The following is a 13319-nucleotide window of genomic DNA, read 5'->3' as shown; positions in this document are numbered from 1 at the left end:
CCACCGGACAACTACACTGCCGCCCGATGCTGAACCGCATTTCCTTCCGCCAGATGCTGCTGATCGGCTTCCTGTCGATCGCCGGCCTGCTCGCCGCCGCGTCGCTGGGCGGCCTGCTGACGCTCGAACGGCTGACGATGCAGAGCCGCGAGGCCGTCGTGCGCGCCGCGCGCATGAGCAACGAGGTGCAGCAGCTCGGCGACCGCGGCGTCAGCATGGAGCGCGCCGCGCGGCAGTACGCCGTCCTGGAGGACCGCGCGCTGCGCCAGCGCTTCGACGAGGACGCCGCCGACGCCGAGCGCCTGCTCGCCCTGCTGCGCGCGCAAGGCCTGGCCCCCGCGCCGCTGGACGCCTGGAAGACCAAGCTCGAAGAAGTCCGCGCGCTGCTGGACACGCCGCGCGCGATCAACCCGCGCAAGCGCGAGACCGACCTGATGACGCGCTTCCGCGAGCTGGGCGGCCTCACCGGCAGCCTCGCCGAGGACGTCCGCAAGCACGCCGAGACCAGCAACCGCGTGCTGCAGGACAAACTCGAGAACGGCCGCGTGCTCCTGGGCCAGCAGGTGCTGGGCGCGATCGCCCTGGCCGCGCTGCTGTCGCTGGTCTTCGGCATCTTCCTGACCCGGCCGCTGCGCCACCTCGCCCGCGCCATCAAGGGACTGGGCGAGAACCGGCTCGACGACCGCATCGAGATCCGCGGCCCCGCCGACCTGCGCGTGATCGGCCAGCGCCTGGACTGGCTGCGGCTGCGGCTGGCGGAACTCGATGCCGACAAGGCGCGTTTCCTGCGGCACGTCTCGCACGAGCTCAAGACCCCGCTGGCCGCCCTGCGCGAAGGCACCGCGCTGCTGGAGGACGAGGTCGCCGGCCCGCTCAACGACAAGCAGAAGGAAGTCACCCGCATCCTGCGCGACAACACCGCCGTGCTGCAGCGCCAGATCGAGGACCTGCTGCGCTTCAACGCCGCCGCCTTCGAGGCTCGCGACCTCAAGCCGCAGCGCACCGAACTCATGTCCCTGATCCAGGGCACGATCGATCACCAGCGGCTGCAGTGGCAGGCACGCGGATTGCAAGTCAGCCTGTCCGGCGGACCGCTCGAGGCGGACGTCGACCCGGCCAAGATCGCGGCCGCCGTCGGCAACCTCCTCTCCAATGCGATACGCTTCGCCCCGCCCGGCGGCCGCGTCGACATCGACCTCGCCCGCCAGGACGGCCAGCTCACCATCGACCTGCGCGACGACGGTCCCGGTGTCGCCCCGGCAGACCAGGCGCGCATCTTCGAGCCCTTCTACCGCGGCGAACGCCAGCCCGACGACGCGCTCAAGGGCACCGGCATCGGCCTGTCCATCGTCACCGAATACATCGCCGCCCATGGCGGCCACATCGACCTGCTGCCCGCCGACCCAGGCGCCCATTTCAGAATCACGCTGCCATGCGCCCACACGCCCCGGTTCCTGAAGTCCTCGAACGCATGACGACGCGCGCCCTGCCGGCCGCCGGCGGCCGGGCCTCGCGGGTCGCTTCTTCGGTCACTCCTTCGATTGCTTCCTCGGTCGCTTCCCCGGTCGGGGCGAGGGTCGCGCCGCTCCTCGTCGCGCTGGGTGCGCTCGCAGCCGCCGGCTGCGCCCAGCAGCCGCCCCGGACCATCGTCAAGGAAGTGCGCGTGCAGGTGCCGGTGCAGGTGCCCGTCGTCGCGCCGACCGACAACGCCGCGCGCATCGTGCTCAACCTCAACGACCGGCTGCGCCAGATGAGCCCGCTCGAGCTCGCGCAGGAAGTCGCGCCGCGCGACGACGCCGCGCTGCCGCCCGGCAACGCCGTGCAGCTCGCGCTCGCGCTGATGTTCAGCCACGCCAACGGCGAGACCTTCCGCGCCCAGACGCTGCTCGACCAGGTCCTGCGCGACGCGCGCCCCGAGGCCGACGAATGGCGCCCGATGGCGCAGTTCCTCGTCGACCGCGTCGCCGAGCAGCGCCGCATGGAAGGCGAGCTCGACAAGACCCGCCTGGCCCGCGACGACCTGCAGCGCCGCCTGGACGACGCCAACCGCAAGCTCGAGGCGCTGAAGGCGATCGAACGCAGCCTGGGCGGGCCGCGTTCCGCGTTGGACAAGCCATGAGCGCCACGCAGGGCTGCCCAACGCCAGCCGACATCCTCTCGGGGGACCGGTCGCGGCGCGCCGCGGACGGGGGGGTCACATGAGCGGTGGTGCGCGCCTTCTGATCGTCGACGACGACGCCGACCTGCTGAAGCTGCTGCAGATGCGGCTGGAAGCCGCCGGCTACGACGTCACCGCCGTCGGGAGCGCGGAGGCCGCGCTCGCGCAGATGGACGTGCAACGGCCCGCGCTGGTGCTCAGCGACGTGCAGCTGCCCGGCATGGACGGCCTGGCGCTGTTCAACACGATCCGCGAGCGCCACCCCGCCCTGCCCGTCATCCTGCTGACCGCGCACGGCACCATCCCCGACGCCGTCGCCGCGACCGCGCAGGGCGTCTACACCTACCTGACCAAGCCCTTCGACGGCCGCGCGCTGCTCGACACCATCGCGCAAGCCCTGACCCTCACCGCCGTCCACCAGGACGACAGCCCCGACCAGCTCTGGCGCGAGTCCATCGTCAGCCGCTCCAACGTGATGGCCGAGGTGCTGGCCGAGGCCCGGCTGGTCGCCGCCTCGCAGGCGCCGGTGCTGATCCGCGGCGAGAGCGGCAGCGGCAAGGAGCTGCTCGCCCGCGCGATCCATGCCGCCAGTCCGCGCGCCAAGCGGCCCTTCGTCGCCGTCAACTGCGGCGCGATCCCGGAGCCGCTGCTGGAGTCCGAGCTCTTCGGCCACGTCAAGGGCGCCTTCACCGGCGCGCTGGCGAATCACCGCGGCCTGTTCCAGGCCGCCGACGGCGGCACGCTGCTGCTCGACGAGATCGGCGACATGCCGCTGCCGCTGCAGGTCAAGCTGCTGCGGGTGCTGCAGGAGCACCAGGTGCGGCCGGTCGGCGCCAGCGCCTCGGTGCCCATCGATGTCCGCATCCTGTCCGCGACCCACCGCGACCTGGAAGCCGCGCTGGCCGAGGGCCAGTTCCGCGAGGACCTCTACTACCGCCTCAACGTCGTCAGCCTGACGCTGCCCACGCTGGACGAGCGCCGCGAGGACATCCCGCTGCTGGCGCAGCACTTCCTGCAGAAGCTCGCGGCGAAGTACGACAAGCGCGTCAACGGCTTCGCGCCCGAGGCGCTGAAGGCGCTGACCATGGCCACCTGGCCGGGCAACGTGCGCCAGCTCCACAACGTGGTCGAGCAGGTGAGCGCGCTGGCGACGTCGCCGCTGATCCCGCTCTCGCTGGTGCAGCGCGCGCTGCGCCTGCCCAGCATCGAAGTCCTGCCTTACGCCGAGGCGCGACAGCGCTTCGAGCGCGAGTACCTGGTCGGCCTGCTCAAGCTCACCGACGGCAATGTCGCCGATGCCGCGCGGCTCGCGGACCGCAACCGGACCGAGTTCTACCGCTTGCTGCAGCGCAACGGGCTGGACCCCTCGATGTTCCGCGCCGACGGACCTGTCGCTGAATAGCGACAAGAAAAGTCCTTTCAAATCAAGCACTTGGAATAACCGGCGGCAATCGCGTCGCCCTCAGGCGACAGAAATTCCCGTGTGCGGCACCGCACCAACGACGCAAGTCGTTGATTCATAACGGATTTCCCATGTGGCACAGGCCTTGCAATAGGTCGGTCACATGAGAAATATTCACACCCCCTCCTCTCGGGTCCTCATCCAGGCGGCCAGTGCCCGCCTCCAGGCCGACCAGCGTCGGTGGATGGGGTCGTTCCTCGGGCTCGCGGTCGGCGTGGCGCTGCTGGCGACCACCGCCTCGGCGCAGGCCTTCGGCTTCGACGAGGTGGCCGAGCGCGCCAGGGCGCTCGCCGCCAAGCCCTACGTCGCGCCGCCGGATTCGCTGCCGGTCGAGTTGAAGAACCTCAACTACGACCAGATGCGCGACATCCGCTTCAAGCCGGCACGCGCGCTGTGGCGCGAGGAGAAGCTGCCCTTCGAGCTGATGTTCTTCCACCTGGGCCACTACCAGACCCAGGCCGTGCGCATCAACGAGATCGTCGGCGGCCAGGCAAGACCTGTCCCCTTCAAGCGCGAGGACTTCGACTACGGCAAGAACAGCCAGCTGTCGCCGCAGAAGTGGGGCGACGTCGGCTACGCGGGCTTCCGCGCGCACTACGCGCTCAACAACGACAAGTACAAGGACGAGCTGGCCGTCTTCCTGGGCGCGAGCTACTTCCGCGTCCTCGGCGCCAACCAGCATTACGGCCTGTCGGCGCGCGGCCTGGCCATCGACACCGTCGGCGGCAAGGGCGAGGAATTCCCGCGCTTCACCGAGTTCTGGATCGAGCGCCCCGCGGCCGACGCCAAGTCGCTGACCGTGCATGCGCTGCTGGACTCGCAGCGCGCCAGCGGCGTCTACAGCTTCGTGATCAAGCCGGGCGCCGAGACGGTGGTCGAGACGCGCGTGCGGCTGTTCATGCGCTCGCCGGTCGCCACACTGGCGCTGGCACCGCTGACCAGCATGTACCTGTTCGGCGAGAACCAGCCGCAGAAGGGCGACTTCCGGCCCGAGGTCCACGACAGCGACGGCCTGATGGTCGCGAGCTCGACGGGCGAATGGATCTGGCGTCCGCTGATCAACCCCAACGGCACGCTGACGACGTCGTTCACCCTGCCCGGCGTGAAGGGCTTCGGCCTGATGCAGCGCGACCGCAAGTTCTCCAACTACGAGGACACCGAGGCGCGCTACGAGATGCGCCCCTCCGCCTGGGTCGAGCCGACCAGCGACTGGGGTCCGGGCCGGGTGGAACTGATGTCGCTGCACACGCCCGACGAGACCCACGACAACATCGTCGCCTACTGGGTGCCCGCCAAGCAGCCCGCGCCGGGCCAGCCGCTGGACTACTCGTACCGCCTGCACCTGCAGGGCGAGCAGCAGCAGCGCCCGCCCGGCGCCTGGGCGGTGCAGTCGCGCACCGGCTACAGCTACGCCAAGCTCGACAAGAACGAGCAGCAGTTCATCGTCGACTTCGAAGGGCCGTCGCTGGCCGCGCTGCCGGCCGGCGCCGAGGTCAAGGCCGTCGCCAGCACCAACGGCAACGGCGAGGTCACCGAGGTCAACGCCTACCCGAACCCGGTCACCGGCGGCTGGCGCATGGCCGTCCGCATCAAGCAGCTCCGCCCCGGTCAGTCGACCGAGCTGCGCGGCTTCCTCCAGACAAAGCAACAGGTCCTCACCGAGACCTGGAGCCTGATTCTTCCTCCCCAGTGAAGGAGCACGACATGACCGCATCCCTGCCCACCGGCACTCTGCATCAGGCGGCTTCCGCGCCGGGTCCCGTCGGACCGAGCGCCCCGGCGATCAAGCGCGGCGCGATGGTGCCCCGCGCCTGGGGCCAGCGCAATCCGCCGGTCGACGCCTTGCCCGCCGCCCAGCCGCCCGAGGCCTGGGAAACCGCCGCGAGGAACCGCCGCAACGCGCTGAAGCTGTCCATCCTCGGCGCCACCGCGCTGGCGACCGGCGTGCTCTGGCAGACGCACCGCGGCTGGGCGTCCGATCCGTTCGCCTTCGCGCTGCAATGCGTGCACCTGGGGCTGTTCGCGCTGCTGTTCGCCTGGGTCAGCGCCGGCTGCGTCACCGCGGTGATGGGCTTCTGGGTCATGCTGCGCGGCGACCGCCACGCCATCAGCATCAAGGACGCCGGCCATGACGCGCTGGGCGCCGACGCGCGCACCGCGCTCGTCATGCCGATCTGCAACGAGGACGTCACCACCGTCTTCGCCGGCCTGCGCGCCAGCTGCGAGTCGCTCGCGGCGGCCGGCGCGCTGCGCCTGTTCGACGTCTACATCCTCTCCGACAGCAGCGACCCCGAGTGCCGCACGCAGGAGCTGGCCGCCTGGGCCGAGCTGCGCGCGCAGTTCGCCGGCCGCGGCCGCATCCACTACCGCTGGCGCCAGCGCCGGGTGAAGAAGAAGGCCGGCAACGTCGCCGACTTCTGCCGCCGCTGGGGCCGCAACTACCGCTACATGGTGGTGCTGGACGCCGACAGCGTCATGAGCGGCGACTGCCTGCTGGGCCTGGTCCGTCTGATGGAAAAGCATCCGCGCGCCGGCATCCTGCAGGCCGCCAACCAGGTCTGCGGCCACGACACGCCGCATGCCCGCGCGCAGCAGTTCGCGAGCCGCGTGACCGGTCGCCTCTTCGCCGCCGGCATGCAGTTCTGGCAGCTGGGTGAGGCCCATTACTGGGGCCACAACGCGATCATCCGCGTCGAGCCCTTCATGAAGCATTGCGCCCTGGCCCCGCTGCGCGGCAAGGACATCATGTCCCACGACTTCGTGGAAGCCGCGCTGATGCGCCGCGCCGGCTACCAGGTGTGGCTGGTGGCCGACCTGCCGGGCAGCTATGAGCAACAGCCGCCGCATCTGCTGGCCGAGCTGCAGCGCGACCGCCGCTGGTGCCAGGGCAACATCCAGAACGCCGGCCTGATCGCCGAACCGGGCCTGCACGGCGTCCACCGCGCGATGCTGGTCACCGGCGCCCTGTCCTACCTGGCCGCGCCGCTGTGGCTGCTGTACGTGGGCCTGGGCGTGCTGCTCTGGAACGTCGGTGGCAGCGAGGCGTTCCAGCCCTTCCTGGAAGACGGCTCGCTGGCACCGGGCGTGGCCGCGTTGTGGTTCGGCACGATCGGCATGCTGGTGCTGCCGCGCCTGCTGTCGGTGGCCGCGCTGATCCTGCGCGGCGAGCAGTCGCAGTACGGCGGCTCGCTGAAGCTGGTGGCCTCCTGCGCCGCCGAGGCCGGCATGTCGCTGCTGCAGGCGCCGCTGCGGATGGTCGCGCACTCGATCTTCTGCGTGGTCGCGCTGACGGGGATCTCGCTGGACTGGAAGTCGCCGCCGCGGGCCGCCGAGGACGTGTCCTGGCGCGAGGCCTTCGCCGCCTACGGCCGCATCAGCCTGGTGACGCTGGCCATCACCGCGGTGATCGGCGCGCTGAGCCCGTCGACGCTGATCTGGATCGCGCCGATCGCCCTGCCGCTGCTGCTGGCCGCGCCGATCACGGTGCTGTCGAGCCGGTCCAGCCTGGGCGAGCGCATGCGTGGTGCCGGTCTGCTGGTGATTCCGGAAGAAAGCCTCACGCCGACGGTGCTGCGCAATGCGTGGGCCTATGGTCGCCAGGAGCGTCACCTTCCCGGCTTCGCCGACCTGCTGGCGAGCCGCCGCCTGACCGCGCTGGCGGCCGAGGCGATGGGTCGTCGCGATGTCGGCACCGGCAAGCGCGCCGAAGTGCGTGCCCGTCGCCTGCATGAACTGGCGACGCAGCCGGGCGTCGTCGACGCGATGAGCAATGCCGACCGGATGCGCTTCCTGAGCGAGCCGCATCACCTGCTGCGCCTGGCGCAGCCGCTGCGTCCGTCGACGCTGACCGAAGTGCGTCCGGAACTGCGTCTGGCCGCCTGATCGAGGAACGAAGAGACGCCCCATCGGCCCGGGCGCCCGCCGACGAGTCATGGCGGAGGCGCGGTGCCCGGGACCGGTGGACGTGCTGACCGCCCTCTCCTGAAGAGGGCTTCAGTACTTCCACGGCCGCTGGCCCTCACCCCCACCCTCTCCCGCAAGCGGGAGAGGGAGTAAGAAGGGCGACGGTCGGACTCCCTCTCCCGCTTGCGGGAGAGGGCCGGGGTGAGGGGCGCGCGCAGCGCGCGGGGTCCAGGCAGTCAACCGGCGCACGTCGCCCGACGTCATCCCCGGCTACATCGGATCCTTGTCATAGGTCCTGACCTCCTCCGGCAACCGGACCCAGCCATGCATGCGGCAGGTATAGACCGAGTCCTGAGGCGGCGGAAACGAAGGATCCGCGAAGCCGCCGACCGCCACGCCGACCGATCCTTCGACCCCCTCCTCCGTGTGGAACACGTTGCTCCCGCACACCGGGCAGAAATGGAACCGGAACCGCGCGCCCTGATCCCCGGCGCGCACGAACTCAGTGGCGATGCCGACCACCTCGTAAGGTTCGGCGAAGGCCGCCAGCGTCGCGAAGACGCTGCCCGTGCGGCGCTGGCACGCCAGGCAATGGCAGAGGCCGGTGCCCAGCGGCTCTCCCTGCACGACGATCTTCAATTGGCCGCAACTGCAAGAAGCGGTACGTGAAGCCATGCGATCACCTCCCTGGAAATCGTCACTGGAGAGGCCATGCTAAGCGCTCACTTGGTGCGCTGGCTACAACTCTGAGACTTCGTTGCGACAGGGACATGATCGCGCGTCCCCGGAGCAGGGGAGGCGGCCGGCCTCGCGCCGGGAACGGCAGGCTCCGGATCCACGTGCCCGTCAGCGCCGCCATCGCATCGCGCGATCTCGCGGCTCACGGCTCACGCCCCACGCCCGAGGCCGTTCAGCGGGCGCGCGAGAAATGCCGCGCCCCAGCCACGCATCCGATGACGCCGACGGTCACCGCCAGCATCCCCGCACTCACCGACTCCCGCAACAGCCCGGCCGCGAGCGCCAGGCCGAACAGCGGCTGCAGCAACTGCAGTTGCCCGACGGCGGCGATGCCGCCCTGCGCCAGGCCGCGATACCAGAACACGAAACCGATCAGCATGCTGAACAGCGACACGTAGCCGAGCCCCACCCATGCCGCCGCACCCACGCCGTCGACGCTGGGCGGCAAGCGCCACAGCGCGAGCGCGAGCATCGCCGGCAGCGACAGCGCGAGCGCCCAGCAGATCACCTGCCAGCCCCCGAGCGCGCGCGAGAGCTTGGCGCCCTCCGCGTAGCCCAGCCCGCAGACGAGGATGGCCGCGAGCATCAGCAGGTCGCCCGCCGGCGACGCGGTCAGGCCTTGCCCGGCGGCGAAGCCGATGACCAGCAGGCTGCCGAGGAGCGAGAAGATCCAGAACACCGGCCGCGGCCGCTCGCCGCCGCGCAGCACGCCGAACGCCGCCGTCGACAGCGGCAGCAGCGCGATGAACACGACCGAATGCGCCGAGGTCACATGCCGCAGCGCCAGCGCCGTCAGCAGCGGGAAGCCGATGACCACGCCGATCGCGACGATGGCCAGCGGCACGGCCTGCGCGCGCGTCGGACGCGGCGCCCGCAACAGCCACAAGGCCAGCAGCGCCAGCGCGCCCGCGATCGTGGCCCTCGCCGCGGTGAGGAAGACCGGATCGAAATCCGCCACCGCGACACGCGTCGCCGGCAGCGAGCCGCTGAAGATCAGCATGCCGATGAATCCGTTCAGCCAGCCCCGCGATGCGGTGTCCATGTCCTCGGTGCCTCGATGGGGAGTGAAGGCGCAGCGTAGGCGAGCGCATCAATACAATCAAAGAATTGTCATGGATACAGACGGGAACGTATGGCGCAGCCCAGGTACAAGGGGGTCGTGGACCGGCTGGCGGCGGAGATCCGGACCGGCGTGCTGCCGGCCGGCGCGCGGCTGCCGACGCATCGGGACCTCGCGGCGCGCGAGGGCTTCGCGCTGGTGACGGCGACGCGGGTGTACGCGGAGCTGCGGGCGATGGGGCTGATCAGCGGCGAGACCGGCCGCGGCACCTTCGTCAAAGAGACGGCGCTCGCGGCGGGCCAGGGCGTCGACCTGGACGCGGTGGCGGCGGACATGGTCGACCTGAGCTTCAACTACCCGTCGCTGCCGGGCCAGGCCGAGCTGCTGCGCGGCGCGCTGCGCCAGCTGGCCGGCGCGGGCGATCTGGAAGCGCTGCTGCGTTACCAGCCGCATGGCGGCCGTCCGGCGGACCGCGCGGCCATCGCGCGCCATCTGGCGCGGCGCGGGCTGACGGTCGACGGCGGCCGGGTGCTGATCGTCGACGGCGCGCAGCACGGTCTGGCGGTGACGCTGATGGCGCTGTTGGAGCCGGGCGACGTCGTCGCCGTCGACGCGTTGACCTATCCCGGTTTCCGGCTGCTCGCCGACATGCAGCGGCTGGAGCTGGCCCCCGTGCCGGCGGCCGGCGCGGGACCTGATCTCGACGCGCTGGAGGCGCTGTGCCGGCGCCGCCGCGTGAAGGCGATCTACACGATGCCGACGCTGAACAACCCCCTGGGCTGGGTGATGGCCGCGACGCGGCGACGCGAGCTGGTGGCGCTCGCGCGGCGGCACGACCTGCTGATCATCGAGGACGGCGCCTACGCCTACCTCGCCGAGGATCCGCCGCCGCCGCTGGCCATGCTGGCACCGGAGCGCACCGTCTACGTCTCGGGCTTCTCGAAGAGCGTCGCGGCGGGGCTGCGCGTGGGTTTCGCGGTGGCGCCGGCGGACCGTGTCCACGCGCTCGAACGGGCGATCCGCGCGACGACCTGGAACACGCCGGGCGTGATGACGGCGATCACCGCCGGCTGGCTCGAGGACGGCACGGTGTCGCGGCTCGAATCGGAGAAGCGCGAGGACGCGAAGCGGCGGCAGCGGCTCGTCGCCGAACGCCTCGGTGCGATGAAACGCGTCGGGCATGCGTCGTCCTACTTCGTGTGGCTGCCGCTGGGGGAGGAAGTCCGCGCGGACCAGGTCGCGATGGCGCTGCAGCGCGAGCGGGTGTCGGTGTCGACGGCCGAGCCCTTCGCCACGACCCGGCAGGTGCCGCATGCGATCCGGCTGGCGCTCGGGTCGGTGGACATCGCGCGGCTGCGCGTCGCGCTGGACCGCGTCAGGGAGGCGATCGAGGCGAGGAGCTTCTGAGCGCGCCGCCGCGCCGGACCGCCCTGCACGTTGCGCCTTCGGTGGCGCTGTCCCGCTACCGCGGCTGCCGGTAGACCAGCACCTTCAGCGCACGCTCCTCCGACACGTCGGCGAAGGCCTCGGGATTGGCGACGCGCTCGATGAATTCGAGTGCCGGCGCTTCCGCGGCGATCGTCTCGCGCAGGAAATCGGTGCCCAGCTTGGGCGTGTTCAGACACACGAGCGCATGGCCGCCGGGCGCGAGCAGCTCGGGCAGCTTGCGGGCGAGGCGCGCGTAGTCCTTGGTCGCGACGAAGCTGCCCTTCTGGTAGCTCGGCGGGTCGAGCACGACGAGGTCGTAGGGCGCGCCGCGGCGGATCTTTCCCCACGAGTTGAAGATGTCGTGCGCGTGGAAGGCGGCGTGGTCCTGCACGCCGTTGAGCTGGTGGTTGCGCCGCCCGGTCGAGAGCGGGCCGCGCGCCATGTCGTAGTTCTCCACGGCGCCGGCGCCCGCGTGCCGCGCGACGACCGAGAACGCGCAGGTGTAGGCGAAGAGGTTGAGCACGGAGCCGCCCGGATGCGTCTGCGCCCAGCGCCGCACCCAGCGGCGGCCTTCGGCCATGTCGAGGAAGAAGCCGTGGTTCTGGCCGTGCGGCAGGTTGACGTGGAAGCGCACGCCGTCCTCCTCGACGATGTGCTCGTCGGGCAGCGCGCCGGCCATCAGGCGGTTGGTGGGGCGGTTCTCGTCGCGGTGCTGGAAGAGCCAGTTCAGCGGCTCGCCCGGGGCGATCACGGCCCAGCGCGCGGCGAGGGCGTCGCCGATGCGGGCCAGTTCCTCCTCCGTGACCGGCGCGAAGCTGGTCAACAGGAAGACCGGCGGATAGGCGTCCAGCGCCCACTGCTCGCAGCCGGGAAACCGGCCGCCGCGGCCGTGGAAGACGCGGCAGGCGTCGGTGGGCCGCGCGAGGGCGGCGATGGCGTCGAGGAGCGCTTGCATGAGGGGATTCGGGGAAGGGGCGTCAGTGTAGACAGGCAGTGCTGACTTCGACTGGCTAGCTCATTTTCGTTATTTTCGAGTTCATGGTGACAGCGTTAGGATGGTCCCCATGAGCACCTCGAAGCCCTCCCCCTCTGCCCGTCCGCCTCTCACACGCCGGGCGACGCCGCCGCCCGCGCCGCAGACGGAGCTCGAGAAGCCACGGCGCAGATCGAAGCCGATGCGTCTCGCGCCTGGCGCGAGCAACAGCGCGCCGGAGTCGGTCAGCGCCGCCATCCAGCGGGCGCTCGCGATCTGCGCGCATCTGAGCGAGGACGATCCTTATCCGGCACCGGAGGCCCTGGCCGACGTGCACCGCACGCTGGAGCAGGCGCTGACCGATCTGGAAGTGCTGGCGAGCTCGGTGATGCGGGTGAGGGATCAGACATTCGGAGATCGACGGGTGAAGGTGGAGTATCTGGCGGACCCGACGCAGCCGGGATCGGTGCTGCTCAGGCTGGTTCCGTCCACGGCGCCGGCCGTGATGGCGCCCGCGCCCGATCTGATCCGGACCTCCGAAGCAGCGGCGCTGCTCGGCTTGAGCCGGCCGCATGTGGCGATGTTGTGCGATCAAGGCGAACTGGGATCGATGGAGGTCACGCAGGGCGGACACCGGCGCGTCTCGCGTGCCGGCGTCATGGCGTACCGGGAAACGCATCTGCGTGAGCGCGCGGCGCTCGACGGGATCGAAGGTCTGACGCAAGACCTCCGAGCACGTGAGCACCAGACGCTGCTGGCGGCAGGCAAAGCATCAGGCATTCGATGGACCAAGATGTCCGGGCAAGCACGAGAGAAACCATCCCTCCCGGCAGGCTCGAAGACGGCGTCGGGGCTAGCGAAGCGGGGAAAGGCAACTCGATGAGGCGTCGGACGGAATGCACCACCGCTTCGTTGGACGCGTTGTTGGAATCGACCCAAGTGATCGTATTTCTGGATGCCAACATCCTCGTGCCGCAGTATTTGAGGTCGATCTTTCTAGACCTTGCTCAAGCAAGACTCTTCCATCTTCGGTGGACGTCACTCGTTCTCGATGAGACGCGCCGCAACCTGCTTGACACACGAGGGCGATATCGGCTCCACCCTGCCTCGGTGGAGAAGTTGTTCGCGGACATGGCACGCGCCTTTCCAGACGCTACGGTCCGCGACATTGATTCACTCGTGCCGCACTTCGACGGAAAGACTGATGCAAAGGACCGGCATGTCGCCGCAGGTGCGTTGAAGGCCAGCCTGATGTCCATGCAGCGAAACGCTGTGGTCTTGGTCAGTCACAACATCCGAGATCTTCCGCAGAGTGCATTCGATGCGCGAGACGTGTTGGTGTCCACGCCCGACCACTTCCTGCGCCGCTTGCTGGCGCGATTTCCCGAAACGGCCTCCAGTGTGTTGTCGACGCTTTGTGCCAGGCTTCGCCGTCCCCCGGTATCGAAGCAAGTGTTCTTGACGCTTCTGGTCGGTGCGGGCTGCCGCCACGCAGCGTTCGCTTTGGCTGAACTGTGGGGCTTCCAGGCATGAAAGGAATCGCTTGGCCTTGTGCGATCCCCTCACAGAGGGATGCAATTCGCGCCTCCTCTTCGCT

Annotated in this window: 11 protein-coding genes; 8 read left to right on the top strand and 3 right to left on the bottom strand. The window is 70.2% G+C overall.

Translation table 11 applies throughout. The annotated features are described in order from the left end of the window. Nucleotides 1–26 precede the first annotated feature (26 nt). The 5 genes from AC07O8_RS05810 (at nucleotide 27) to mdoH (ending at nucleotide 7502) form a co-directional block, all read left to right on the top strand. Complete coding sequence (locus tag AC07O8_RS05810; RefSeq protein ID WP_495047136.1) at nucleotides 27–1475, top strand: sensor histidine kinase; 1449 nt, start codon at nucleotides 27–29, stop codon at nucleotides 1473–1475. Continuing rightward, entirely contained in the window at nucleotides 1472–2119 is a 648-nt protein-coding gene (locus tag AC07O8_RS05805; RefSeq protein ID WP_495047135.1) for a hypothetical protein, read from the top strand. The genes AC07O8_RS05810 and AC07O8_RS05805 overlap by 4 nt, the downstream gene beginning before the upstream one ends. Before the next feature lie 79 nt (nucleotides 2120–2198). Beyond that, nucleotides 2199–3560: a sigma 54-interacting transcriptional regulator gene (locus AC07O8_RS05800; protein ID WP_495047134.1), complete on the top strand. Its 1362-nt coding sequence runs from the start codon at nucleotides 2199–2201 to the stop codon at nucleotides 3558–3560. Nucleotides 3561–3804: 244 nt separating this feature from the next. Continuing rightward, on the top strand, nucleotides 3805–5313 hold the full coding sequence (locus AC07O8_RS05795) for a glucan biosynthesis protein G (protein WP_495047133.1): 1509 nt from the start codon (nucleotides 3805–3807) through the stop codon (nucleotides 5311–5313). A gap of 11 nt (nucleotides 5314–5324) precedes the next feature. Next, on the top strand, nucleotides 5325–7502 hold the full coding sequence (mdoH, locus tag AC07O8_RS05790) for a glucans biosynthesis glucosyltransferase MdoH (protein WP_495047132.1): 2178 nt from the start codon (nucleotides 5325–5327) through the stop codon (nucleotides 7500–7502). A 291-nt stretch (nucleotides 7503–7793) separates the two neighbouring features. Here the strand turns inward: mdoH and AC07O8_RS05785 are convergent, their stop codons facing one another. After that, nucleotides 7794–8198, bottom strand: coding sequence for a GFA family protein (locus tag AC07O8_RS05785; RefSeq protein ID WP_495047131.1), 405 nt, complete (start codon nucleotides 8196–8198; stop codon nucleotides 7794–7796). A 235-nt stretch (nucleotides 8199–8433) separates the two neighbouring features. Beyond that, on the bottom strand, nucleotides 8434–9303 hold the full coding sequence (locus AC07O8_RS05780; RefSeq protein WP_495047130.1) for a DMT family transporter: 870 nt from the start codon (nucleotides 9301–9303) through the stop codon (nucleotides 8434–8436). Nucleotides 9304–9393: 90 nt separating this feature from the next. On the opposite strand from AC07O8_RS05780, the gene AC07O8_RS05775 reads away from it, so the two are divergent. Then, nucleotides 9394–10728: an aminotransferase-like domain-containing protein gene (locus AC07O8_RS05775; RefSeq protein ID WP_495047129.1), complete on the top strand. Its 1335-nt coding sequence runs from the start codon at nucleotides 9394–9396 to the stop codon at nucleotides 10726–10728. Nucleotides 10729–10783: 55 nt separating this feature from the next. Here AC07O8_RS05775 and AC07O8_RS05770 read toward each other — a convergent pair whose 3' ends face one another. After that, entirely contained in the window at nucleotides 10784–11704 is a 921-nt protein-coding gene (locus AC07O8_RS05770; RefSeq protein WP_495047128.1) for a class I SAM-dependent methyltransferase, read from the bottom strand. 109 nt (nucleotides 11705–11813) lie between these two features. Between AC07O8_RS05770 and AC07O8_RS05765 the strand changes: the two genes are divergently transcribed. Together AC07O8_RS05765 and AC07O8_RS05760 are read left to right on the top strand one after the other, a co-directional pair. Continuing rightward, nucleotides 11814–12605 carry an excisionase family DNA-binding protein gene (locus tag AC07O8_RS05765; protein ID WP_495047127.1) on the top strand — a complete coding sequence of 264 codons (792 nt, stop codon included), beginning with the start codon at nucleotides 11814–11816 and terminating at the stop codon, nucleotides 12603–12605. 41 nt (nucleotides 12606–12646) lie between these two features. Continuing rightward, nucleotides 12647–13255, top strand: a complete 609-nt coding sequence (locus AC07O8_RS05760; protein ID WP_495047126.1) for a VapC50 family PIN domain-containing toxin — start codon at nucleotides 12647–12649, stop codon at nucleotides 13253–13255. Nucleotides 13256–13319 lie beyond the last annotated feature (64 nt).

Source organism: Roseateles sp. GW821-FHT09G09, from assembly GCF_059415965.1.
Note: the sequence above shows the minus strand (reverse complement) of the source record. Positions and strands in the feature narration are given on the sequence as shown.

Bases quoted from the DNA above. Each gene is read 5' to 3' on its own strand.
- AC07O8_RS05810 (WP_495047136.1), top strand. From the start codon at position 27: ATGCTGAACCGCATTTCCTTCCGCCAGATGCTGCTGATCGGCTTCCTG.
- AC07O8_RS05805 (WP_495047135.1), top strand. From the start codon at position 1,472: ATGACGACGCGCGCCCTGCCGGCCGCCGGCGGCCGGGCCTCGCGGGTC.
- AC07O8_RS05800 (WP_495047134.1), top strand. From the start codon at position 2,199: ATGAGCGGTGGTGCGCGCCTTCTGATCGTCGACGACGACGCCGACCTG.
- AC07O8_RS05795 (WP_495047133.1), top strand. From the start codon at position 3,805: ATGGGGTCGTTCCTCGGGCTCGCGGTCGGCGTGGCGCTGCTGGCGACC.
- mdoH (WP_495047132.1), top strand. From the start codon at position 5,325: ATGACCGCATCCCTGCCCACCGGCACTCTGCATCAGGCGGCTTCCGCG.
- AC07O8_RS05785 (WP_495047131.1), bottom strand. From the start codon at position 8,198: ATGGCTTCACGTACCGCTTCTTGCAGTTGCGGCCAATTGAAGATCGTC.
- AC07O8_RS05780 (WP_495047130.1), bottom strand. From the start codon at position 9,303: ATGGACACCGCATCGCGGGGCTGGCTGAACGGATTCATCGGCATGCTG.
- AC07O8_RS05775 (WP_495047129.1), top strand. From the start codon at position 9,394: ATGGCGCAGCCCAGGTACAAGGGGGTCGTGGACCGGCTGGCGGCGGAG.
- AC07O8_RS05770 (WP_495047128.1), bottom strand. From the start codon at position 11,704: ATGCAAGCGCTCCTCGACGCCATCGCCGCCCTCGCGCGGCCCACCGAC.
- AC07O8_RS05765 (WP_495047127.1), top strand. From the start codon at position 11,814: ATGAGCACCTCGAAGCCCTCCCCCTCTGCCCGTCCGCCTCTCACACGC.